General features: G+C 56.1%; 21 protein-coding genes. 11 read left to right on the forward strand and 10 right to left on the reverse strand.

Annotated features, from left to right (window positions below):
- Nucleotides 1-29: 29 nt before the first annotated feature.
- The gene (gene kdgA, locus LLF79_RS03610; RefSeq protein WP_008500459.1) at nucleotides 30-671 is read left to right on the forward strand and encodes a bifunctional 4-hydroxy-2-oxoglutarate aldolase/2-dehydro-3-deoxy-phosphogluconate aldolase; all 642 of its coding nucleotides are present in this window, start codon (nucleotides 30-32) and stop codon (nucleotides 669-671) included.
- Between the two features lie 41 nt (nucleotides 672-712).
- On the opposite strand, the gene purT is transcribed toward kdgA, so the two are convergent.
- The gene (gene purT / locus LLF79_RS03615) at nucleotides 713-1891 is read right to left on the reverse strand and encodes a formate-dependent phosphoribosylglycinamide formyltransferase (RefSeq protein WP_025910065.1); all 1179 of its coding nucleotides are present in this window, start codon (nucleotides 1889-1891) and stop codon (nucleotides 713-715) included.
- A 171-nt stretch (nucleotides 1892-2062) separates the two neighbouring features.
- Here purT and LLF79_RS03620 point away from each other — a divergent pair, with 171 nt between their 5' ends.
- Together LLF79_RS03620 and ptrB are read left to right on the forward strand one after the other, a co-directional pair.
- Entirely contained in the window at nucleotides 2063-2713 is a 651-nt protein-coding gene (locus tag LLF79_RS03620) for a tellurite resistance TerB family protein (RefSeq protein ID WP_021240435.1), read from the forward strand.
- A gap of 85 nt (nucleotides 2714-2798) precedes the next feature.
- Nucleotides 2799-4859: an oligopeptidase B gene (gene ptrB / locus LLF79_RS03625; RefSeq protein ID WP_023293953.1), complete on the forward strand. Its 2061-nt coding sequence runs from the start codon at nucleotides 2799-2801 to the stop codon at nucleotides 4857-4859.
- On the opposite strand, the gene exoX is transcribed toward ptrB, so the two are convergent.
- From exoX to LLF79_RS03640, 3 genes are all read right to left on the reverse strand, one after another.
- Nucleotides 4856-5518, reverse strand: coding sequence for an exodeoxyribonuclease X (gene exoX, locus LLF79_RS03630; RefSeq protein WP_227879103.1), 663 nt, complete (start codon nucleotides 5516-5518; stop codon nucleotides 4856-4858). The two genes, ptrB and exoX, sit on opposite strands and share 4 nt — an antisense overlap.
- Nucleotides 5519-5542: 24 nt before the next feature.
- Entirely contained in the window at nucleotides 5543-6193 is a 651-nt protein-coding gene (locus tag LLF79_RS03635; protein WP_008500464.1) for a carbon-nitrogen hydrolase family protein, read from the reverse strand.
- Between the two features lie 110 nt (nucleotides 6194-6303).
- A complete protein-coding gene (locus LLF79_RS03640) occupies nucleotides 6304-6534 on the reverse strand; it encodes a DNA polymerase III subunit theta (protein WP_008500465.1) in 231 nt (76 codons plus the stop codon).
- Nucleotides 6535-6671: 137 nt separating this feature from the next.
- Between LLF79_RS03640 and yobA the strand changes: the two genes are divergently transcribed.
- Genes yobA through LLF79_RS03655 form a run of 3 tightly spaced genes read left to right on the forward strand, consistent with a single transcriptional unit; the run spans nucleotide 6672 to nucleotide 8269 of the window.
- On the forward strand, nucleotides 6672-7043 hold the full coding sequence (gene yobA / locus LLF79_RS03645; protein ID WP_069598484.1) for a CopC domain-containing protein YobA: 372 nt from the start codon (nucleotides 6672-6674) through the stop codon (nucleotides 7041-7043).
- Between the two features lies 1 nt (nucleotide 7044).
- Entirely contained in the window at nucleotides 7045-7914 is an 870-nt protein-coding gene (gene copD, locus LLF79_RS03650) for a copper homeostasis membrane protein CopD (protein ID WP_063435833.1), read from the forward strand.
- Nucleotides 7915-7930: 16 nt separating this feature from the next.
- Nucleotides 7931-8269: a YebY family protein gene (locus tag LLF79_RS03655; protein WP_008500468.1), complete on the forward strand. Its 339-nt coding sequence runs from the start codon at nucleotides 7931-7933 to the stop codon at nucleotides 8267-8269.
- A 405-nt stretch (nucleotides 8270-8674) separates the two neighbouring features.
- Here the strand turns inward: LLF79_RS03655 and LLF79_RS03660 are convergent, their stop codons facing one another.
- Nucleotides 8675-9616, reverse strand: a complete 942-nt coding sequence (locus tag LLF79_RS03660) for a VirK/YbjX family protein (protein ID WP_227879104.1) — start codon at nucleotides 9614-9616, stop codon at nucleotides 8675-8677.
- A 176-nt stretch (nucleotides 9617-9792) separates the two neighbouring features.
- On the opposite strand from LLF79_RS03660, the gene pphA reads away from it, so the two are divergent.
- A complete protein-coding gene (pphA, locus tag LLF79_RS03665; RefSeq protein ID WP_227879105.1) occupies nucleotides 9793-10437 on the forward strand; it encodes a protein-serine/threonine phosphatase in 645 nt (214 codons plus the stop codon).
- A 34-nt stretch (nucleotides 10438-10471) separates the two neighbouring features.
- Here the strand turns inward: pphA and LLF79_RS03670 are convergent, their stop codons facing one another.
- From LLF79_RS03670 to yebS, 4 genes are all read right to left on the reverse strand, one after another.
- Nucleotides 10472-10711 carry a YebV family protein gene (locus tag LLF79_RS03670; RefSeq protein WP_008500472.1) on the reverse strand — a complete coding sequence of 80 codons (240 nt, stop codon included), beginning with the start codon at nucleotides 10709-10711 and terminating at the stop codon, nucleotides 10472-10474.
- A gap of 106 nt (nucleotides 10712-10817) precedes the next feature.
- Nucleotides 10818-12260: a 16S rRNA (cytosine(1407)-C(5))-methyltransferase RsmF gene (rsmF, locus tag LLF79_RS03675; RefSeq protein ID WP_227879106.1), complete on the reverse strand. Its 1443-nt coding sequence runs from the start codon at nucleotides 12258-12260 to the stop codon at nucleotides 10818-10820.
- A 77-nt stretch (nucleotides 12261-12337) separates the two neighbouring features.
- The gene (locus LLF79_RS03680) at nucleotides 12338-14971 is read right to left on the reverse strand and encodes a PqiB family protein (RefSeq protein WP_227879107.1); all 2634 of its coding nucleotides are present in this window, start codon (nucleotides 14969-14971) and stop codon (nucleotides 12338-12340) included.
- Complete coding sequence (gene yebS, locus LLF79_RS03685; protein ID WP_021240425.1) at nucleotides 14940-16223, reverse strand: membrane integrity lipid transport subunit YebS; 1284 nt, start codon at nucleotides 16221-16223, stop codon at nucleotides 14940-14942. The genes LLF79_RS03680 and yebS overlap by 32 nt, the downstream gene beginning before the upstream one ends.
- Before the next feature lie 132 nt (nucleotides 16224-16355).
- Here yebS and LLF79_RS03690 point away from each other — a divergent pair, with 132 nt between their 5' ends.
- The 4 genes from LLF79_RS03690 to htpX all read left to right on the forward strand — a co-directional run bounded on the left by LLF79_RS03690 (nucleotide 16356) and on the right by htpX (nucleotide 20779).
- On the forward strand, nucleotides 16356-16850 hold the full coding sequence (locus LLF79_RS03690) for a GAF domain-containing protein (RefSeq protein WP_227879108.1): 495 nt from the start codon (nucleotides 16356-16358) through the stop codon (nucleotides 16848-16850).
- A 99-nt stretch (nucleotides 16851-16949) separates the two neighbouring features.
- Nucleotides 16950-17636 carry an RNA chaperone ProQ gene (gene proQ / locus LLF79_RS03695; RefSeq protein WP_014884292.1) on the forward strand — a complete coding sequence of 229 codons (687 nt, stop codon included), beginning with the start codon at nucleotides 16950-16952 and terminating at the stop codon, nucleotides 17634-17636.
- 19 nt (nucleotides 17637-17655) lie between these two features.
- A complete protein-coding gene (prc, locus tag LLF79_RS03700; RefSeq protein WP_008500478.1) occupies nucleotides 17656-19704 on the forward strand; it encodes a carboxy terminal-processing peptidase in 2049 nt (682 codons plus the stop codon).
- 193 nt (nucleotides 19705-19897) lie between these two features.
- Entirely contained in the window at nucleotides 19898-20779 is an 882-nt protein-coding gene (gene htpX, locus LLF79_RS03705; protein WP_014884290.1) for a protease HtpX, read from the forward strand.
- A gap of 50 nt (nucleotides 20780-20829) precedes the next feature.
- Here htpX and LLF79_RS03710 read toward each other — a convergent pair whose 3' ends face one another.
- Nucleotides 20830-22203, reverse strand: coding sequence for an MFS transporter (locus tag LLF79_RS03710; protein ID WP_032675029.1), 1374 nt, complete (start codon nucleotides 22201-22203; stop codon nucleotides 20830-20832).
- Between the last annotated feature and the right edge of the window lie 138 nt (nucleotides 22204-22341).

Here is a 22341-nt window from a genome sequence, read left to right on the forward strand (position 1 = left end):
TTTTAACGATCTGGCGAGAGAAGACTCTGATGAAAAACTGGAAAACAAGTGCAGAAGCAATCCTGACCACTGGCCCTGTCGTGCCGGTTATCGTGGTAAACAAGCTGGAGCACGCTGTACCGATGGCGAAAGCGCTGGTTGCGGGCGGCGTTCGCGTTCTGGAAGTGACCCTGCGTACCGCCTGCGCGATGGATGCCATTCGCGCGATTGCCAAAGAAGTGCCGGACGCCATTATCGGTGCGGGTACCGTAACGAACGCAAAACAGCTGGCTGAAGTGACCGAAGCGGGCGCACAGTTTGCCATCAGCCCGGGCCTGACCGAGTCGCTGCTGAAAGCCGCGACCGAAGGCACTATTCCGCTGATCCCGGGCATCAGCACCGTCTCTGAACTGATGCTGGGCATGGACTACGGTCTGAAAGAGTTCAAATTCTTCCCGGCGGAAGCGAACGGCGGCACCAAAGCGCTGCAGGCGATTGCCGGTCCATTCTCTCAGGTACGCTTCTGCCCGACGGGCGGTATCTCTCCTGCCAACTACCGTGACTACCTGGCGCTGAAAAGCGTGCTGTGCATCGGTGGCTCATGGCTGGTTCCGGCGGATGCGCTGGAAGCGGGCGACTGGGATCGCATCACCAAACTGGCTCGCGAAGCGGTAGAAGGCGCGAAGCAGTAAGTCATTCGCCGCATGAAAAACGGGCCTTTCGGCCCGTTTTTTTATCCCGTTACCTTAACGCTTGCTGCGGCCGCTTTCGCTCTCGCCACGGCGTCGTCAACGTTATCTCCGGTGGCTAACGCCACGCCAAGACGACGGGTACCGTCGATCTCCGGCTTGCCGAACAAACGGACCTGCAACCCGGCACCCACCGCCGCGTCAACGTTATCAAACGTAACGTTCTGGCTGGTTAGCTGCGGCAGGATCACCGCCGAGGCGGCCGGGCCGTACTGACGGATACCGCCGACGGGCAGGCCGAGGAAGGCGCGCACGTGCAGGGCGAACTCGGAGAGATCCTGCGAAATCAGCGTGACCATGCCGGTGTCATGCGGGCGAGGGGAGACTTCGCTGAAGATCACCTCATCGCCGCACACAAACAGCTCCACGCCAAACAGGCCATAGCCGCCCAGCGCCAGGACGGTTTTACGGGCGATCGCCTGCGCACGCTCCAGCGCCAGGGCGCTCATCTGCTGCGGCTGCCAGGATTCGCGGTAATCGCCATCTTCCTGGCGGTGGCCAATCGGGTCGCAGAAATGGACGCCGTCAACGGCGCTGACGGTCAGCAGGGTGATCTCGAAATCAAACTTCACCACCCCTTCAACGATCACGCGACCAGCGCCTGCGCGGCCACCCTGCTGGGCGTACTCCCACGCCTTGTCCACCGTGCTGCTGCCGCGGATAAAGCTCTGTCCTTTACCGGAGGAGCTCATCACCGGCTTAACGATGCACGGGTACCCAATCTCCTCAACGGCCTGCAGGAATGCGGCTTTATCGCCAGCAAAACGATAGCTCGACGTGGGCAATCCCAGCTCTTCTGCCGCCAGGCGACGAATGCCTTCGCGGTTCATGGTCAGCTTTGCGGCTTTCGCACAGGGCACCACGCGCTGGCCTTCCTGCTCAAGCGCAATCAGCGTATCGGTGGCGATGGCTTCAATTTCCGGTACAACGAAATCAGGCTTCTCGCGTGAAATCAGCTCGCGAAGGGCATCGCCGTCCAGCATGTTAATCACATAAGAACGATGGGCGACGTGCATGGCGGGTGCATCAGCGTAGCGGTCTACGGCAATGACTTCCACGCCTAAACGCTGGCACTCAATGGCGACCTCTTTTCCCAGCTCGCCCGATCCCAACAGCATCACTCGCGTCGCCGCAGGTCGCAGCGCGGTTCCTAAACGAATCATAACAATCCCCCTGAAAAAGTTGCGGGCAGTATAAACGAAAACGTTTGCGTCTGTCTTGTGCACGGCCAGGCGAGTGGAGAAGAAATTTGCGCTTCTTTAGCCCGCCCAGACATTTCCTGACGCCTGCTCGCTTACGCTGTGGAACATATTCACCGTTAAGTGAGGGAAATCATGTCTGGCTGGCTAAATCAATTGCAATCACTGTTAGGGCAGAAAACATCGTCTTCCGGCGAGCGGGACCTCAGTAAACTGCTGGTACCCGGGGCGCTCGGCGGGCTGGCTGGCCTGCTGGTCGCGAATAAATCCTCGCGCAAGCTGCTGGCAAAGTACGGGACAGGCGCGCTGCTGGCCGGTGGGGGCGCCATTGCGGGCACCGTCCTGTGGAATAAATACAAGGACAGGGTCCGGACCGCGCACAGCGACGAACCGCATTATGGCGAACATACTTCGCCGCTGGATCTGCGTACTGAACGGCTGATCCTGGCGCTGGTTTTTGCCGCGAAAAGTGACGGACATATCGACGATAAGGAACGGCTGGCGATCGAACAGCAGCTGCGCGAAGCCGGCGTCGAAGAGAAGGGCAGAGCGCTGGTGGCGCAGGCCATCGAACAGCCCCTGGATCCGCAGCGTCTGGCGCAAAGCGTGAAAAATGAGGAAGAGGCGCTTGAACTCTATTTCCTCAGCTGTGCCGCCATCGATATCGATCACTTTATGGAGCGGAGCTACCTGAATGCGCTTGGCGACGCGCTGAAGATCCCGCAGGACGTGCGTGAGGGCATTGAGCGGGATATTCGGGAACAAAAACAGGCGTTACAGGGATAGTTCTCGCCGTTGCGACCCTGTTTCGCTTGCATCATGCGTGGGTTTTGCCAACCTTATAGGGTGTAAAACGAAAAAGAATGACGACATGCCACCGAAAGCCCGACGTATACCTTATGCGATCACCACGCATGGCGATACGCGTATAGACAACTATTACTGGCTACGGGACGATTCGCGCTCCCGGCCAGAGGTGCTCGACTACCTGCACGAGGAAAACGACTATGGCCGCAAGGTCATGTCCAGCCAGCAGACGCTTCAGGACCAGCTGCTGAATGAAATGGTGCAGCGTATTCCCCAGCGCGATATCTCCGCGCCCTGGACCAAAAATGGCTATCGCTATCGCCATATTTATGAGCCCGGCAACGAGTATCCCATCTACCAGCGTCAGTCGGTCCTGAGCGCCGAATGGGATGCGTGGGATATTCTGCTGGATGCCAACCAACGCGCGGCCCACAGCGAGTTTTATACTCTGGGCGGCATGTCCATTTCGCCGGATAACGCCGTGATGGCGCTGGCGGAGGATTATCTCTCCCGTCGCCAGTACGGCCTGCGTTTTCGCAATCTGGACACCGGCAACTGGTATCCGGAAATGCTGGAAAACGTCTCCCCGGATTTTGTCTGGGCGAATGATTCCGAGACGGTGTACTACGTCAAAAAGCACGCCTCTACGCTGCTGCCCTATCAGGTATGGCGGCATACCATCGGAACGGACTCCGCAGACGACGAGCTGGTCTATGAAGAGAAAGACGAAACGTTTTATGTCAGCCTGCATAAAACCTCTTCGCGCCATTATGTGATCATCTTCCTGGCCAGCGCCACGACGTCGGAAGTCCTGCTGCTGGATGCCGAATTGCCCGACGCCCAGCCGCTCTGTTTCCTGCCGCGCCGAAAGGATCATGAGTACAGCCTGGATCACTTCCAGCACAGCTTTTATCTGCGCTCGAATCGCGAGGGTAAAAACTTTGGCCTCTATAAAACCAAAGTGCGCGATGAGCGCAAGTGGGAGGTGCTTATCCCCGCGCGGGATCAGGTGATGCTGGAAGGGTTTACCCTGTTCACCGACTGGCTGGTGGTGGAGGAGCGCCAGCGCGGGCTGACCAGCATCCGGCAAATCAACCGTAAAACGCGGGAAGTGGTGGGGATCGCATTCGACGACCCGGCCTATGTGACGTGGATTGGTTTCAACCCGGAACCTGAATCCTCGCGGCTGCGCTACGGCTATTCTTCCATGACCACACCGGACACCCTGTTTGAGCTGGACATGGATACCGGGCAGCGTCAGGTGATAAAGCAGACCGAGGTTAAAGGGTTTGAGTCCGAAAACTACCGCAGCGAGCACCTGTGGGTCACCGCCCGGGATGGCGTCGAGGTCCCCGTCTCGCTTGTCTATCACAAAGCCCATTTCCAGAAAGGCAAAAACCCGATCCTGGTGTACGGCTACGGCTCCTACGGCTCCAGCATGGATGCTGATTTCAGCAGCAGCCGTTTAAGCCTGCTCGACCGCGGCTTTGTTTTCGCCATCGCCCATATTCGCGGCGGCGGTGAGCTGGGGCAGCACTGGTATGAGGACGGGAAATTCCTGAAAAAGAAAAACACCTTCAATGACTACCTCGACGTCTGCGATGCGCTGATTGATCAGGGCTATGGCGATCCGAAACTCTGCTTTGGCATGGGCGGCAGCGCGGGCGGGATGCTGATGGGAGCGGTTATCAACCAGCGTCCTGAACGCTTTAAGGGGATTGTCGCGCAGGTGCCGTTTGTCGATGTGGTGACGACTATGCTCGATGAATCCATTCCGCTGACGACCGGGGAGTTTGAAGAGTGGGGGAATCCGCAGGATGAGATTTACTATCGCTATATGAAAACGTACAGCCCTTACGATAACGTCGAGGCGAAAGCCTATCCCCACATGCTGGTCACCACCGGTCTGCATGACTCTCAGGTGCAGTACTGGGAGCCGGCAAAATGGGTGGCGAAACTGCGGGAGCTGAAAACCGACGACAACCTGCTGCTGCTGTGTACCGACATGGATTCCGGACACGGCGGGAAATCGGGACGATTTAAATCGTATGAAGGGGTGGCGCTGGAGTATGCCTTCCTGATTGGCCTGGCGCAGGAGACGCTGCCAGGCCGTGCAGAGCGTTAAGCTTCGCCCAGATAATGTTTCAGCGTCAGGCGCAGTTCCGGGCTCATTTTGTCGAGGTTGTTATACAGCCAGCGTAAATAGCCCGGGTCTTTATCCGCAATATCCGACACCGCTCTGCCCCGGTATTTACCAAAGGTAAACGTGGTCAGCAGCGCGGGACGGCCGGTGATGGTCGCCATATCATCCGGCGTCCAGCCTGAGGTGTTCATAATATCGATGAGTAGCGCGGCGGTGATATAGCAGTCGTACAGGGCGCGGTGATGATGAAGCCCCTCAGGCGTGCGGACGCTGAGCTTGCGGGACTTGTACAGCGCCATGTTGCTGTATTTAATGCCCGGCCAGAGGCGACGCGCCAGCTTCATAGTACAAATCCATTCCCCCGGCATCTCAGGGAGCACCCGGCGGTCAAAACTGGCGTTATGCGCGACGTACCACGGGCTACCGTAATAGTGGGTAATGATCTCTTCGATCCACGGCTTGTCCGCCACCATCGATTCGGTAATGCGATGGATTGCCATCGCCTGAGGGCTGATGGGGCGGTCAGGACGCACCAGATGGCTCATTGGGTTGACGATTTTACCATCAACCACGTCGACAGAGGCCACTTCCACAATTCCGCCCTGAAGATCGCAAGTTTCGGTATCGATGACGCGCAGCATTGAACTCTCCTGAGCTTAAAACGCCTAGCCTAAAGGAATGATATCGCCTTGCCAACCCTCTCCGCCGAGCGTGCCGGTCAACAGCAGCTCGCCCTTATCCGCGCGAACGATCAGCTGGCCTTTTTCATCCCACAGCGCGCTACCGCCGCAGGCGTTCGCCATCAGCACCGCTATGGCATATTTATGCGCGAAGCGCTGCAGGGTACTGATGGACTGCCGCCAGCGGTTATCCTCCACTGACTGACAACTGGTAAACAGCGACGCTCTGGGATCGAGATTGGGGGAATCGGCATGCGCATCAATAATGCTGAGCTGTTTCTCTCCCGGCACCAGGCTGGCTCCGCCACCTTGCGGGTAGCGAAGGATGCGTTGACGAGCGGGGGTGAAGAGCGCGAGACCTTTCTGGCGCTGACCATCCCGCTCCACGGGGAGCCCGGCAATCACGGTTATCCGGTAACGATGCGCCGCGTCGAGCAGCGGTTCCAGCTGGGCATCGCCGGGTGGGAGAGGTAACGTCGTCGTTCCCGAGCCTGTTAATGACAGTTCAGGAAACACCAGCAGATCGCACCCCTGCCGTGCTGCTTCGGCGATGAAGCGCAGGTGGTGCGTGATATGGTCATCGACACTCTGATGCTGCCCGCTATACTGGGCCGCCGCTATATTCCAATGTGACATCGTGACTTCCTTATACACTGAGTCGCAGGGATTTAAGAATACACCTAAATTTATCAGGGTTTTCTTATCCTGCCAGATTCAGCGTAAGGAAGTGTAACGGCTCGTTAAGCTTATTTAACTTTAGGTTCGTACGGTAAACGGGAGAGGTTGACCGAGGCGAGACGGTGGGCGATGAGTCTTTCGCGAAACCAGTCGCGCAGATGGGCGGGCTGTTCCCGTTCAACGACTTCAGCCACGACAGGCATGTTGTAACGCTCTTTAAACGCGACGCCAGCGGCAGCGAGATCGACATTCACTTTATCCATCTCGTCCTGTGGAAGGGCGGCCAGATTGATCTTCATTACCTTCTCCTTTTTATGCGGCGGCAACGTTACCGCGATTGCACGACGATGACAAGCGGAGGCAGGATGATCCTCGACTCGTTTATTATACAGCGTTATTCTTTAGCATACAGACATAACAAAAAGGAATGATTGCGATGGGTTTCTCCGCTTCCCGCGCGGTATGCGCACTGGTTTTTCTGGCCTCTACAATGATGACCCCCTCCGTGCTGGCGCATGCGCACCTTAAGCAGCCGATCCCGGCAGCGGACAGCGTGGTGAGCGCTCCGCAGGCACTTACGCTGAATTTTTCAGAAGGCATCGAACCGGGATTTAGCGGTGTGGTGGTGACGGATGCGCAAAAGCAGGTCATCAAAACGGGAACCGCCACGCGCGACGAAAAGAACAAGGCGCAGCTCACCGTTCCGCTGGACCAAACGCTGACGCCAGGGACGTACCAGGTAGAGTGGCATGTCGTCTCTGTAGACGGTCATAAAACCAAAGGTAGCTATCACTTTAGCGTGAAATAGCATGCTGGCGCTGTGTTATATCGGGTTGCGCTTTATCCATTTCGGGGCGCTGATGCTGATTTTTGGCAACGCGCTTTACAGCGTCTGGTTTGCGCCTTCCTCTCTCCAGCGGCTGATGTGCCGACGTTTCCAGCTGCAGCAGAAAGTGGCGGCTTTTGTGAGCCTGGCGGCTGCACTCCTGATGTTTATGCTTCAGGGCGGGCAGATGGGTAACGGCTGGGGCGATGTATTTGCCCCACAGGTCTGGTCCGGCGTAATGAGGACACAGTTTGGCGGCGTCTGGCTGTGGCAAATGATTCTCGCTGCGATGACGGTCGCTGCAGCATGGCTCGCGCCGCTGAAAGGTTCGCGGCTGCTGCTGCTCGCCATGGGGCAGCTTATCCTGCTGGCGGGGGTAGGGCACGCGGCGATGAACGACGGTCCGATGGGGGCGTTGCAGCGCCTTAATCACGCTTTTCACCTGATCTGTGCTGCTACCTGGCTTGGCGGATTACTGCCCCTGCTGTTCTGCATGCGTCTGGCGAAAGGGCGCTGGCAGAATGCCGCCATCTATACCATGATGCGCTTCTCGCGCGTGGGCCATTATGCGGTCGCGGGCGTGCTGCTCAGCGGAGCGATCAATGCGCTCATGATACTGGGCGTCCATATTCCCTGGCAGGCTGACTACGTGCAGTTTTTGTTGTTCAAATGTGCGCTGGTGGCGTTGATGGTGGTAATTGCGCTGGCAAATCGGTATTTTCTGGTGCCACGGTTTCGTCCGGAGACCGGGCGAGCACAACAGATTTTTATCAGGATGACACAGGCAGAAGTGGTGCTGGGGGCGCTGGTACTGGCAACGGTCAGTCTGTTCGCCACCTGGGAACCCTTCTGACAAGGTTAAATATCATATGAAAAAGACAGTACTTTCTCTCATATTGCTGGCCTGCACGGGGAGCGCGTTTGCCGCACCGCAGGTTATCACCGTCAGCCGTTTTGAAGTGGGTAAGGACAAATGGGCGTTCAACCGCGAAGAGGTGATGCTGACCTGCCGTCCGGGCCATGCGCTGTACGCGATTAACCCGAGCACGCTGGTGCAATACCCGTTAAATGAAACCGCCGAGCAGCAGGTGGCCAGCGGCAAGAGCAGCGGCCAGCCGATTAGCATCATTCAGATCGATGACCCGGCGAATCCGGGACAGAAAATGAGCCTGGCCCCGTTTATCGAGCGCGCCGACAAGCTCTGCTAACGTTCAGGTTTCCAATAAAAAACCGCAGATGCTTGCGAAAGCACTGCGGTTTTTCACATTTTATGATGCTCTGGCGCTTTTTTTCCGACCGCTTTAGCTGTGGACTGGAAAACCTGGCGTCGTCATCTATTCTTAAAAGGCAAGGCGACTTAGCCTGCATTAATGCCAACTTTTAGCGCACGGCTCTCTCCCAAGAGCCATTTCCCTGGACCGAATACAGGAATCGTATTCGGTCTCTTTTTATCTGCATGAAAGTAAAAGACTAATCCTCTCGTTGTCTCACTTCTGCAACGCACGTCCTGTACGTCTGGTTAAAACATAACACACTACGGCATGCTGTAGTCCAGCCCTTTTTGCCTGTTTTGTTAAATTTTCGTGTGCAATTCAACAAAGCGCGTGCGGGGTCTAAAAGTGCGATTTAACCGACGCCTCAATTTCATCAAGCAGCTCAAAGCGACGGCGGTATTCAGCGCGTTTTTTACTGGCAATTTCTTCAAGGGATTTGCGCTCCATATGCAGCGGGAGCTGCCAACTGAAGGTCGAGCGTTTTTGACCGTCAATAGAAGCCCAAAACTCGTCGTAGCTGGCATGGAAATGACGACCTTTACTCAGACGATAGCGCAGCGCGCGGAAGATATGCCCTTCATCGCTGACTGCGTAAATGGCTTTCATGCCGGAGAGGGTTGCAAGCTGGCAAAGCACTTCCATCAACACGCGTTTCGGGAAAAGACCATGGCAGGCACGGGTCGCCTGTTTGATCACATCGCGGGATACGCTGCGGCGCGGGCCCTGAAGACCCCCAATCACCAGCGCATATTCTCCGTTTTCACGCGTAACGCAAAACGTCACGCTCGCAAGCAGGGTATTTTCGTTATCACGCAGCCACAGCGTACACTCGCCCTCACGCTCTGCTTTACTGGCGTTCATGGCATTAACGTTATAGCTCACGCCATCTTTAGCATGAAACTCAACAATGGATTGTTCTTGCGGCCCGGTTAAGGCGGCGATTAGCCCGGCATCTCTCAGGGAGTCAATCCACTGATAATGGGTGATGATGGCATTGGCCCGTGCGTTGGCATTCATCCCCCGCATGAGATACTGGCGATGCGTTTTGCTCGGCAGGGTGATTTGCGAAGCCAGCAGCTGGTCGAAATCGTTGCGGCGAGCCAGTGCATCGAGCATGCGATGCGTGGAAGACCAGAACAGCAGTGAACGTAACAGAAATTTGAGACGGTACTCGCGTTTTTGCCAGATAGGACCTGGAACGAGTTTACCTTTCACCAGTTCGGAAATGATATGGGTACGATGCGAATGTGGCGCATCTTCTTGCAGGCGCTTATTTGACACGGAAAGACCTCAAAGTTTATGCAATGCATATTTTAGGGGTATGCAAAAGTGTATTAATACTGGTGAAATATTTATTTATCCTTAGTTTACTGTTTGTTTAACTTTATGAAAAGCGCTCCAGCGGAGCTTCCCTGCGCATATGCTAGCTGCAGCTACACTCTCTTGTGGGAGGTTCTATGTATGAGCGAATAGATGGTCGAAAGTGGCGTCACGTCTGGGTTGTCAGCGATATACATGGCTGTTATCAGCGGCTTATGGATGAGCTTAAACGCCGTCATTTTAATCCGTATGAGGATTTGCTTATTTCCGTTGGGGATATGATCGATCGCGGTCCGGACAGCGTTAAATCATTACAGCTTATCAATGAAAAATGGTTTCGTGCCGTCCGGGGCAACCATGAGCAAATGGCGCTCGACAGTCTGGATAATAACGATTTTTCACTCTGGACAATGAATGGCGGAATATGGTTCAGGCAACTTGAACGGGACCAGCAACAGCTTGCGCTGTCGTTGCTTGAGGCCTGTCACGATTTACCGCATATCATCGAGATAACCTGTGCGAACGGTCTGAACGTGATTGCCCATGCGGATTATCCGGCAGCGGAATACCGCTGGCAAAAACCGGTGAGCGCCCAGCGCGTTTTATGGGATCGCGATCGGTTGATGGGGTTTATGGTGGGTAAAGGGCAGGGCATTAGCGGTGCGGATCATTTCTGGTTCGGACATACGCCCGTCGACAGAAGGTATGATTTTGACAATCTCCACTACATTGATACGGGCGCCGTATTTGACGGTTACTTTACGCTGGCGCAGCTGCAGTAATAAATAACCCGCCTTCGGGCGGGTTCTCTTTAGGTCAGGCAAGACGCATGACCCAGGCATCGGTTTTACTATCGTAATGCTCACGGTAAAGAACAGAATGTTCGCCATCAAGTATTGCCGGGACGCTGGTGTCTGCATCCCATGCATCGAGCTGCATGCACAAATCCGGGTCGGATTTGCAGGGAATACTTAACGTTCGATCGCCTTGCGCTTCGCCGCGCAGTTCTGCGTCGTCGATCTCAAAAGCGCCAATACGCACGCTGGTTTTCGTCATAGTGCTCTCCGGGTCGGTTGTCAAAATCTGGTATGACCAGTACGGCCACCCATTTTTGATCGTAGACAAGGAGAGCAAAATCGCCAGTAAAAAAATGCGCTTTTTTTCAGGCCGTGCGATCGTTACCGGTAAACAGTCGTCCATCCCGGACCAGCTCGCGCGGATAGCTGTTTTTCAGTCGTGAACCGACTTTTTTTGCCAGCCCGAGCGGGTATCCCTGATACGTCACGATCACTTCATCGCCTGATGGCGTGCTGTCAGGGTAGACATCGCGACCACGGTACCACTCTTCGGCTTCCTGATGCGTCAGGGCAAAGGCATTCTCGTGCCCGGCAAGGGCGATGACGGCCTCATGCTGCCAGCGATAGCCTTTATTATGCACTTCCGCCAGGCGGATCCCAATTCGGGAAAAACGGACCTTTCCGATGAGCGGTTCGATCTCAGCCGGGAACAGCCATACCTCTTTATCACGGATCCAGAGGTGCAGGCTCTCATCCCAGATCAGGCCAACCTTTTCGGCGGCGGCGACAAGCTGTGCTGCATCGCGACCTTTGAGGGGGACAAACGGGAAGTTGCCGACCTTGAATTTGGGTGCGGGCAGGGGAGCAACCGCCTGCGTTTTACGCAGACGTGCCACAAAGAAGCCTTCGCAGTCGTAAATCTGCGGGAATACGTGGAGGAAACCCTCCGGCGTAATCGCCTCCTGTGCCGAGGCGAACAGATCGTTAAGCGGCAGGAATTCGACCGCATCCGGGTATTGCGCTTTCAGCCACAGGCAGACGTCTTCGTTTTCATCGCGGTTTAAGGTACACGTTGAATAGACCAGCGTGCCGCCTGGGCGAAGGGCATGGAATGCGCTCTCGATCAGCTCCCGCTGCGTGGCGGCGATCTCAAGGTTGCTTTCCACGGACCAGTTCTTTAACGCATCGGGATCTTTACGCACCACCCCTTCACCGGAGCAGGGAGCGTCCAGCAGAATGGCGTCGAAGGCTTCCGGCAGGGCGGCGCCAAACACGCGGCCGTCGAAGTGCGTCAGGGCAACGTTATGAATACCGCAGCGGCTGATGTTGGCATGCAATACCTTCACGCGGCTGGCGGAAAACTCGTTGGCGAGGATCGCGCCCCGGTTACCCATACGGGCGGCAATCTGCGTGGTTTTTGAGCCAGGCGCCGCGGCCACATCCATTACGCGTTCAGGCGAATTGCCATCGGCGAACAGGGCTGCCACCGGCAGCATCGAGCTGGCTTCCTGGATATAGAACAGGCCGCTCAGATGTTCAGCGGTGCTTCCCAGCGGCACGGCGTCTTCGTCATCGCGCTCGATCCAGAACCCCTCAGCGCACCACGGTACCGGCGTAAGCTGCCAGCCGTAGGGCGCGACCAGCGCCAGAAAATCCTCGACGCTGATTTTCAGCGTGTTGACGCGAATACTGCGGCGTAACGGACGCTGGCAGGCGGCGATAAAATCGTCTAACGACAGGTGAGAAGGAAGCGCCTCGCGCATCTGCGCCAGGAATTGTTCAGGAAGAAATACGGAGTTTTGAGCCACGGGCACACCACAGGGAAAAGTTCAGGTGCGCAGTGTAACATAAAGGCTCCGGTGCGTTGACACCGGAGCCTTGCAGATTAACGCGGCAGGGCGGTTCCCCATTCGCGCCACTCTTTCGGTTCGCTTTCGAGCAGCAGGAAATGTTTACCCGGCTGCGCTTTCGGCGCCAGCGGCGTCCCCGGCGGTGTGGCAAACGCAATACCACCGCGAATGAACTGGTTGAAGGTCCCGGTTTTCACCACGCCTCCCGTCAGGCCGAAGTCCAGCGAGTAGCCGGATGCCAGCCAGAACACCGAGTTATTACGCACCAGGTGCTGGTAGCGTTCGCTGATGCGTAGCGCCACCATCACGCGGTCGGAGAGCGTCCCGAGCGTCAGGCCCGTGACCGTACCGACCTCAATGCCGCGGAACAGGACCGGCGTGCCGATGCTCAGCGAGCCGGCTTCCGGCACTTCCACCACGATGCTCAGGCCACCAAGGTAGCGCGAGTCGGTGATCGTGGCTTCCTGCAGCTCGAAATCACGACGGGCATTGCCCTGGCCGGGCTCAACGTTGATGTACGGCTGCAAAATGGTGTCGAGATGCTCAACGCCTGCGGCCGAGATCTGCGGTGTCACCACCGAGAAGCGCGAACCCGCGCGCGCAAAGGTCTGCACATATTCCGGGTAGAGCACGGCGGTAGCCTGCACCTCGTTGCGCGAGGTGATCAGCGTCAGCTTCTGGATCTGCCCGATATCAATGCCCAGGTAGCGGATGGGCATGCCTTCCGCCAGCTTGCCGGCGTCAAACGCGTGCAGGGTAATCTGCCCGCCCACGGCGCGTGCGGCGGTCTCGGACGGGAAGAGAATTCGCTTATCGCCTTTACGCAGGTTCGCGCCCGCTCCGCTGAGGTTATCGAAGCTAATCGCCCCGCGCAGCGCGCGTGACAGCGGAGAGGCCTGCACGGTCAGTCCATTACCGTTCAGCTGCACTTTCGCGCCGCCTTCAGCCCAGAAGACGCTGTTCGGCGTCAGCAGCTTGCGGTACTCCGGCTTGATGTGCAGTTCGATATCAAAGGCGTCGGCACGCGGGCGAACGGTGATCACTTCCCCGACTTCAAACTTGCGATACAGCACCACGGAGCCCGCCTGAACGTCCGGCAGGGTCTCGGCGCTTAACGTCAGCGTGGTGGTAGGAAGATCGCTCAGGCTGTTTTCAATCGCTTTCTCAAGGTTGGCATACAGCGGGTAGCTGTCGCGCACGGGGCCTTTATCCCCCGGCAAAATACGGATGCCGCCGTTCACCCATTCGCTGGCGCTGGCGCCGAGAAACTCCACGCCGTCCAGACCTACCTTCACGTCGACGCGACTGTTCACCACGAATTTACTGTCGCCATGTACCAGGTCTCTGTATTGCGGGTCGATGGCAACGGAGAATTGCACCCCATCCGCGGAGAGCTTCCGCTCCAGCACCTGTCCCACCTGCACGCCGTGTAAAATCAACGGCTGACCGGCTTCAATCCCATAGCTTTCTGGCGCATTGAGCGTAACCGTCACGACGCCCGGCTTTTGCAGCAGGGCTTTATCCGCCGGGGCAATCACGAAGCTATTGCTGGGCTGACCTTCCCCGGGGATCAGCTCAAAGGTATTGCCGGTCAGCAGCGTGCTGAGGCTGGTATCGTTCAGGGAGATCTTTGGACTGCGCATTTCGATGCGCGTTTTCTCGCGCAGGAGATCGACCACGCTCGGATCGACCGTCATTTCGCCAGTGACCGAACCGCCCGGGTTGAGCGTCATTTTGGTGAGCTGGCCGACCTGCAGACCCTGATACATCAGCGGCGTTGAACCCGCTTTTAGTCCTTTAGCATCGGGAAGGGCGAGTTTGACGATCACGCCGCGCTGGCTGTGCGCCAGATCGGCGTACAATCCGAACGTGTCATCAGCCGTGGCAGGGCTTGAGTTTTCCGGGGAGTCAAAGGCGATGGCGCCGTTCACCAGTGCGGCCAGACTCTCCAGCTTCACTTTTGCACCGCTCAGGCTGAGGTCGGCATCCACGCCGGACACGTTCCAGAAGCGGCTGCCTTTTTTCACCAGATTGGTGAAGCGGCGCTCGATCAGCACATCAATGGTGACGCCCTGTTTATTCGGGTTAATCGCGTAGTCATACACGCGGCCAACCGGGATCTTACGAAAATAGACCAGGGAGCCGCTGTTCAGGGAACCGAGGTCCGGCGCCTGGAGATGAATCATCAAATCGCCGTTATTGAGGCGGTATTTGGGCTGCGTATCCAGAGCAACAAAGTGATCCTGCAGCTCACCTTTGCCGGGCATCATGCCGATATAGTTACCGCCGACGAGCGCATCCAGACCGGAAACACCGGCCAGCGAGGCTTTTGGCGTCACCAGCCAGAACTGCGTTTCGCTGCGCAGGGCATCCTGCATGTCAGATTTAATGCTGACCCGCACCTGAATCTTGTTCAGCCCTTTTCCAAGGGAGATATCCTGAACCGTACCCACTTCAACCCCCTGGAAGCGTACGGGGGTTCGCCCGGCGACGATGCCGTCGGCGGTCTGGAAATCAATGGTGACGGTACTGCCGCGATCCTCATAGCTTGTCCAGATAAGCCAGCCTGCAATCATCAGGGCGATGACGGGCAGCAACCAGAATGGCGAAATGCGGCGTTTTGTTTTAATTCTCGCTTCAGTCGGCGAAGCGGGGGTTTCCTGACTCATGTGCATCCCAAAGTAAGCGGCTATCCAGCCATTCCACAGCAAGAATAGTCAATATCACCGCAGAGCCGAAATAAAAAGCCGCGGGTCCCATTGTAAAAGCAAGTAACTGATCGCGATTGATGAGCGACATCATCAGCGAAATCACGAACAGATCTAACATTGACCAGCGGCCAATCCAGGTGACGAATCGCAGAAGCAAAATGCGGGTCCGTAAACCTTGTTCACACTTTAAGTGAATGCTGATGAGCAGGGTAATCATCACCACCACTTTGGTAAAGGGAACCAGGATACTGGCAATAAAGACGATTGCCGCCACCCCGACATTGCTGTGCGCAAGGGAGATAATCCCGGAAAGGATAGTATCCTCCTGACGTCCACCATTCACGTAAATGATGGAAATCGGCAGCATATTGGCGGGGATCAGAAACACCAGGGAGGCGATCAGCGCCGCCCAGCATTTTTGCAGGCTGTTATTGCGCCGCAGTCTCAACGGAATGTGGCACCGCGGGCAGCGTCCGCGCGTGTCGGGCAACCCGGTATAGTGGCAACCCAGACAGACGCGCAGATTTTCATCGGGACGCGTGGCGGGGCGCTGAGGGTAGAATCGCTCCCAGAGCTGCTCAACGTTCAGGTGGATCAGCGTCAGGATACTCAGCAATACCAGACAGATGAAGGCAAAGAGTCCGACGCCGGGCTGCAAAAAGGCGTAGTCCTGCACCTTTATTGACGCAACCCCCACGCCCACCAGATAAATATCCAGCATGACCCACTCTTTGAGCTTGTCCAGCATCAGCAGCACCGGGCGAAGGTTCATGCCAAGAATGTTGCCAAACCAGAGATAGGCAATGGCGGCAACCAGCACCAGGGGTGCGCCGACGGTGCAGAACAGCACCATCGCGGCGGTGATGGGATCGCCCTGACGGGTCATCTGCCAGATGCCCTGCAGCACGTTGGCGTCAATGCGCACGCCGAGCAGGTAGAGTTTTAGCAGCGGCTCACTCCAGGCGAAGGGCATCAGCAGCAGCATGGTGACGGCCATGGCGGCGAGGCGGGTCAACGACCAGTCGCGGCCATCGCGAATTTTGGCGTCACAGCGGGGACAGAAGGCACTTTGGTGCGATTTCATCTTCGGCAACATAAAAAGCGTATCGCACTGGGGGCAACGCTGATAATGTGCACGAGGCAAAGCTTCGCTTACCGTATGGACAGTTATCTTTCTTGTCGGCGTAATTTTGGTTGTTTTTAAGGCCATCAGCTGCGCACAAATAAGTATTGTTGAAAGTTATAATAACTCATGAACGGATTCATCTTGAGCATGAGCGCATTTAATGCTTATTTTAATAGGCTATGCGGTAATTTTGTAAGACAACTAAGTGATTGAATAATGAACAAAACAGAATTCTACGCGGATCTGAACCGCGATTTTAAGGCATTGATGGCGGGTGAGACCAGCTTCTTAGCCACTCTGGCAAATACTAGCGCATTGCTGTTTGAACGTCTCTCTGACGTGAACTGGGCTGGCTTTTACCTTCTGGAAGGTGAAACGCTGGTGCTCGGTCCGTTCCAGGGCAAACTGGCCTGCGTGCGTATTCCGGTAGGGCGTGGCGTATGCGGCACGGCGGTGGCCGAGAATCAGGTCCAGCGTGTGGAAGACGTTCATGCGTTTGACGGGCACATCGCCTGTGATGCCGCCAGTAATTCTGAAATCGTTCTGCCGCTGGTGGTCAAAAATCAGATTATTGGCGTTCTGGACATCGACAGTACGGTCTTCAGTCGCTTTACAACCGAGGACGAACAGGGGCTGCGCGAGCTGGTGGCGAATCTGGAAAACGTACTCGCAGCAACCGATTATCAAAAATTCTTTGCGAGCGTCGCATGATAATCAACGGATAACGTAGCATTTACTGATAGCGTCATTATAATGACGCCTGTTCATGCCTGCGCTTGTTGGCAACGTCCGTTGTAATCAGGAAATTTCATGGAAAATCAACCTAAGTTGAATAGCAGTAAAGAAGTTATCGCATTTCTGGCCGAGCGTTTCCCGCAGTGCTTCAGCGCGGAAGGCGAAGCTCGTCCCCTGAAAGTCGGTATTTTTCAGGATCTGGTGGCGCGTGTTGAAGGGGAAATGAACCTCAGCAAAACTCAGCTGCGTTCCGCCTTACGTCTTTATACTTCGAGCTGGCGTTACCTGTACGGTATCAAACCTGGCGCGACCCGCGTGGATCTCGACGGCAACCCTTGCGGTGAGCTGGACGAGCAGCACGTTGAGCACGCGCGCAAGCAGCTGGAAGAAGCCAAAGCACGCGTTCAGGCACAACGTGCAGAACAGCAAGCGAAAAAACGCGAAGCCGCCGCGGCAAACGGCCAGGAAGAAGCGCCTCGTCGTGAGCGTAAACCACGCCCTGCGCCGCGTCGTCACGATAATAACGATCGCAAACCGCGTGCAGACAAACCAGCAGCAAAAGCCCCGCGTGCGCCTCGTGAAGAGCCGCGCCATACGCCGGTTTCTGACATCAACGCCCTGAGCGTGGGTCAGGCACTGAAGGTAAAAGCGGGTAACAATGCTATGGACGCCACCGTACTGGAAATCACCAAAGATGGCGTTCGTGTACAGCTGACTTCTGGTATGTCAATGATTGTACGCGCAGAACACTTGTTGTTCTGAAACGGAGGCCAAGCCTGGCATGAACACTTTTTTTAAGCTCACCGCGCTGGCGGGCCTGTTTGCTATAACAGGTCACGCCTTTGCAGTGGACGATATCACGCGTGTTGATCAAATTCCGGTACTCAAGGAAGAGACGCAGCACGCGACGGTGAGCGAGCGCGTGACCTCACGTTTCACCCGTTCGCACTATCGTCAGTTCGATCTCGATCAGGCCTTTTCGGCCAAAATCTTTGACCGCTATCTGAACTTGCTGGATTACAGCCATAACGTTTTGCTCGCCAGCGATGTCGAGCAGTTCGCTAAGCGGAAATCCGAGGTGGGTGACGAGTTGCGTTCAGGCAAGCTGGATCTCTTCTACGATCTCTACAACCTGTCGCAAAAGCGCCGCTTCGAACGCTATCAGTACGCGCTGAAAGTGCTGGAACGTCCGATGGACTTCACCGGCAACGACACCTTCAATCTGGACCGCAGCAAAGCGCCCTGGCCAAAAGATGAAGCCGAGCTGAATGCGCTGTGGGACGGCAAAGTGAAATACGACGAGCTGAGCCTTAAGCTCACCGGCAAAGACGAAAAAGAGATCCGTGACACGCTGACGCGTCGTTACAAATTTGCCATTCGTCGCCTGGCACAGACCAACAGTGAGGATGTTTTCTCACTGGCCATGACGGCCTTTGCGCACGAAATTGATCCGCACACCAACTATCTCTCACCTCGCAACACCGAGCAGTTTAATACCGAAATGAGCCTGTCTCTGGAAGGTATCGGCGCGGTGCTGCAGATGGACGATGATTATACGGTGATCAATTCGATGGTCGCGGGTGGTCCGGCATCCAAAAGCAAAGCCATTAGCGTAGGCGATCGCATTGTGGGTGTGGGACAAACCGGCCAGAACATGGTCGATGTGATCGGCTGGCGTCTTGATGACGTGGTTGCGCTGATCAAAGGTCCGAAGGGCAGCAAGGTTCGTCTGGAAATTCTGCCAGCCGGAAAAGGCACCAAAACCCGTATCGTTACCCTGACCCGTGAGCGTATCCGTCTGGAAGATCGCGCGGTGAAAATGTCGGTGAAAACCGTGGGTAAAGAGAAGGTGGGTGTCCTGGATATTCCTGGCTTCTACGTCGGGTTGACTGACGATGTGAAAGTTCAGCTGCAGAAACTTGAAAAGCAGAACGTCAGCAGCATCATCATCGACCTGCGCAGTAACGGCGGAGGGGCGCTGACGGAAGCGGTTTCACTCTCTGGCCTGTTCATCCCATCTGGCCCGGTGGTTCAGGTGCGCGATAACAACGGTAAAGTGCGTGAAGATGCGGACAATGACGGTGTGGTCTACTACAAAGGCCCGCTGGTGGTTCTGGTTGACCGCTTCAGTGCATCTGCATCTGAGATCTTCGCCGCTGCCATGCAGGACTACGGCCGCGCGCTGATCGTCGGTGAGCCAACCTTCGGTAAAGGCACCGTTCAGCAGTACCGCTCTCTGAATCGGATTTACGATCAAATGCTGCGTCCGGAATGGCCTGCACTGGGCTCGGTTCAGTACACCATTCAGAAATTCTACCGCGTAAACGGCGGCAGTACGCAGCGTAAGGGTGTCACGCCGGACATCATCATGCCGACAGGCACCCAGGAGACGGAAACTGGCGAGAAGTTTGAAGATAACGCGTTGCCGTGGGACAGCATCAATGCCGCGACCTACGTGAAAGCGGGTGATATGACGCAATTTGGCCCTGAGCTGCTGAAGGCGCATAACGACCGCATCGCGAAAGATCCGGAGTTCCAGTACATCCTGAAGGATATTGCCCGATTCAATGCCCTGAAAGATAAGCGGAATATCGTTTCTCTGAACTACGCTCAGCGTGAAAAAGAGAACAACGAAGACGATGCAACCCGCCTGGCGCGTATCAACGATCGCTTCAAGCGTGAAGGTAAACCTCTGCTCAAGAAACTGGACGATCTGCCAAAAGATTACCAGGAGCCGGATCCGTATCTCGACGAGACGGTGCATATCGCGCTCGACCTGGCGAATCAGGAAAAAGAGAAACCTGCCGTACAGCCCGCTCCGGCAAAATAACCTCCCAACAGGCACAAGAGATTGTGCCTGTTTCTTTTTGTTCTTCATCCTTCCGTCAGCCAGATTTTCAATTGTGTAAAGTTGTGTCTTTCTGGTGACTTACGCCCGCCGGATGCTTGAAAATAGCCTCAATACCCATACGATGTGGGTAATCGCATAGTGCGTTTTGTTAAACTGAGGTAAAAAGAAAATTATGATGCGAATCGCGCTCTTCCTGCTCACCAACCTGGCGGTGATGGTGGTTTTCGGGCTCGTGCTAAGCCTGACAGGAATTCAGTCGAGCAGCGTTCAGGGTCTGTTGATTATGGCGCTGCTGTTTGGTTTTGGTGGCTCGTTCATCTCCCTGCTGATGTCAAAGTGGATGGCATTGAAATCGGTAGGGGGTGAGGTTATTGAACAGCCGCGTAACGATATGGAACAGTGGCTGATGAATACGGTGGCTCAGCAGTCCCGTCAGGCCGGGATCGCCATGCCGCAGGTGGCCATTTACCATGCTCCGGACATCAACGCGTTCGCCACGGGTGCCCGTCGCGATGCGTCACTGGTCGCTGTTAGCACCGGACTGCTGCAGAACATGAGCCGTGACGAAGCCGAAGCGGTTATCGCCCACGAAATCAGCCATATCGCAAACGGTGACATGGTGACCATGACCCTGATTCAGGGCGTGGTAAACACCTTCGTGATCTTTATCTCCCGTATTCTGGCGCAGATTGCCGCTGGCTTCATGGGCGGCAACCGTGACGAAGGCGAAGAGAGCAACGGCAACCCGCTGATCTATTTTGCCGTGTCGATGGTGCTGGAACTGGTATTCGGTATTCTGGCGAGCATCATCACGATGTGGTTCTCCCGCCACCGTGAATTCCACGCGGATGCCGGTTCTGCGAAGCTGGTTGGTCGCGAGAAGATGATTGCCGCGCTGCAGCGTCTGAAAACCTCCTACGAGCCGCAGGAAGCGAACAGCATGATGGCCTTCTGCATTAACGGTAAATCCAAATCGCTGAGCGAGCTGTTTATGTCTCACCCGCCGCTGGATAAACGTATTGAAGCGCTGCGCAGTGGGGAATACCTGAAGTAACGCAACAAAACACAATAAGCCGGGCAGGAGAACACTCCGCCCGGCTTTTTTTATGCCTGAACCCTGGGCTGGGTCACCCGCAGGCCGCTGACGATAGCCGCGAGGGTGGCAAGTACACCGGCGGTGAGGAGGGCAACATGGTTGCCGTTCTGGCCTGCGAGGTTAAACATCAGGGCGACCAGCGCCGCACCGGTGCTTTGCCCAAGCAGACGCGCGGTTCCCAACATGCCGCTGGCCCCTCCGCTACGATGTCGCGGTGCTGAGGTGATAATGGTGTGGTTATTGGGGGACTGGAACAGCCCAAACCCCGCGCCGCAGAGGATCATGCGCCAGATGATGTCCAGATCGGAAGGCGACGAGGGCAGCAGTGCCAGTGCGAAAAGGCCTGTCGCCATCACCGCCAGCCCCAGCGCCCCGAGTAAACCGGCATGAACGCGTTCAATTAAGTAACCTGCCAGCGGGGCCATCACCATGGTCGCCAGCGGCCAGGGGGTGAGCAGCAGTCCGGTCTCCACTTCTGACCGGCCTACCACGCTCTGCAGAAAGAAGGGCAGAGAAACCAGAGCCAGCATCTGGGCGCAAAAAGAGCAGACGGACGTGCAAATGGAGAGCGAAAAGAGGGGAATACGCAGCAGATCAACGGGCAGCAAAGGCGCGGGGAGGGTGAGCTGGCGGCGAACAAAGAAGAAGCCGATCGCCAGCAGGGCGATGAGCTCCGCGCCGGTAAGCATCAGCGATTGTCCTTGCGCAAAGCCGCTCAGCGCCGTAATCAGCAGGCCGAAGGTCAGGGCATTCATCACCGCACTCGTCACGTCGAAGCGCGGCATGCTGATTTTGGGACCGTTAGCGGGAAGAAAGCGCAGGGCAAAGAAGATGGCGAGGATACCCAGCGGCACGTTAATGGCGAACAGCCATTGCCATGACGCGACGGAAAGGATCGCCGCCGCAATGGTTGGCCCGGCGGCAGAAGAGACGGCCACAATAAACGAGTTTATCCCCATGCCGCGCCCCAGATGGCGCTGGGGATAAATCAAGCGGATCAGCGCCGTGTTTACGCTCATCAACGCCGCGCCGCCAAAACCCTGGGCGATGCGCGCCAGCGTCAGGGTATGCAGTGAATCTGAAAGGGCGCAGAACAGGGAGGTAAACGTGAAAACCACCAGGCCACACTGATACACCCGGCGGTAACCGAACATATCGCCCAGGAAAGAGAACGAGAGCAGTGAAACCACAATCGCAATCTGGTAGGCGTTAACAATCCAAATCGAACTGGCGGGTGAGGCATGCAGGTCGCTGGCGATGGTTGGCAGGGCAACGTTGGCAATCGCGCCGTCAAGGACGGCCATGGAGATACCGATAATGATGGTCGCTATTGCGCCATACCGCTGGGGTAATGGCAGGCCATCGGAAAGATTCTTGTCCATCAGGAGTAAAAAGCTCAGCGTGAAATTATTCTCAGGGTAACTATTTTAGCATTGTTACAGCCGCGATATGTCGCAGATTTGTAACGAAGTAAACGCGGATTGATTGCAGCTGACATGACGGGAACTTATAATAAAAAC

Origin of the sequence: Enterobacter cloacae complex sp. 2021EL-01169, from assembly GCF_020733125.1 — a bacterium.
Classification (GTDB): domain Bacteria; phylum Pseudomonadota; class Gammaproteobacteria; order Enterobacterales; family Enterobacteriaceae; genus Enterobacter; species Enterobacter roggenkampii.

Coding starts and splice junctions, on each gene's coding strand:
- LLF79_RS03620 (WP_021240435.1), top strand. CDS start 2,063: ATGTCTGGCTGGCTAAATCAATTGCAATCACTGTTAGGGCAGAAAACA.
- LLF79_RS03690 (WP_227879108.1), top strand. CDS start 16,356: ATGAACAAAACAGAATTCTACGCGGATCTGAACCGCGATTTTAAGGCA.
- proQ (WP_014884292.1), top strand. CDS start 16,950: ATGGAAAATCAACCTAAGTTGAATAGCAGTAAAGAAGTTATCGCATTT.
- pphA (WP_227879105.1), top strand. CDS start 9,793: ATGTATGAGCGAATAGATGGTCGAAAGTGGCGTCACGTCTGGGTTGTC.
- ptrB (WP_023293953.1), top strand. CDS start 2,799: ATGCCACCGAAAGCCCGACGTATACCTTATGCGATCACCACGCATGGC.
- LLF79_RS03710 (WP_032675029.1), bottom strand. CDS start 22,203: ATGGACAAGAATCTTTCCGATGGCCTGCCATTACCCCAGCGGTATGGC.
- exoX (WP_227879103.1), bottom strand. CDS start 5,518: ATGCTGCGCGTCATCGATACCGAAACTTGCGATCTTCAGGGCGGAATT.
- LLF79_RS03655 (WP_008500468.1), top strand. CDS start 7,931: ATGAAAAAGACAGTACTTTCTCTCATATTGCTGGCCTGCACGGGGAGC.
- kdgA (WP_008500459.1), top strand. CDS start 30: ATGAAAAACTGGAAAACAAGTGCAGAAGCAATCCTGACCACTGGCCCT.
- htpX (WP_014884290.1), top strand. CDS start 19,898: ATGATGCGAATCGCGCTCTTCCTGCTCACCAACCTGGCGGTGATGGTG.
- yebS (WP_021240425.1), bottom strand. CDS start 16,223: ATGGCCTTAAAAACAACCAAAATTACGCCGACAAGAAAGATAACTGTC.
- copD (WP_063435833.1), top strand. CDS start 7,045: ATGCTGGCGCTGTGTTATATCGGGTTGCGCTTTATCCATTTCGGGGCG.
- LLF79_RS03670 (WP_008500472.1), bottom strand. CDS start 10,711: ATGACGAAAACCAGCGTGCGTATTGGCGCTTTTGAGATCGACGACGCA.
- LLF79_RS03680 (WP_227879107.1), bottom strand. CDS start 14,971: ATGAGTCAGGAAACCCCCGCTTCGCCGACTGAAGCGAGAATTAAAACA.
- LLF79_RS03635 (WP_008500464.1), bottom strand. CDS start 6,193: ATGTCACATTGGAATATAGCGGCGGCCCAGTATAGCGGGCAGCATCAG.
- prc (WP_008500478.1), top strand. CDS start 17,656: ATGAACACTTTTTTTAAGCTCACCGCGCTGGCGGGCCTGTTTGCTATA.
- LLF79_RS03640 (WP_008500465.1), bottom strand. CDS start 6,534: ATGAAGATCAATCTGGCCGCCCTTCCACAGGACGAGATGGATAAAGTG.
- purT (WP_025910065.1), bottom strand. CDS start 1,891: ATGATTCGTTTAGGAACCGCGCTGCGACCTGCGGCGACGCGAGTGATG.
- yobA (WP_069598484.1), top strand. CDS start 6,672: ATGGGTTTCTCCGCTTCCCGCGCGGTATGCGCACTGGTTTTTCTGGCC.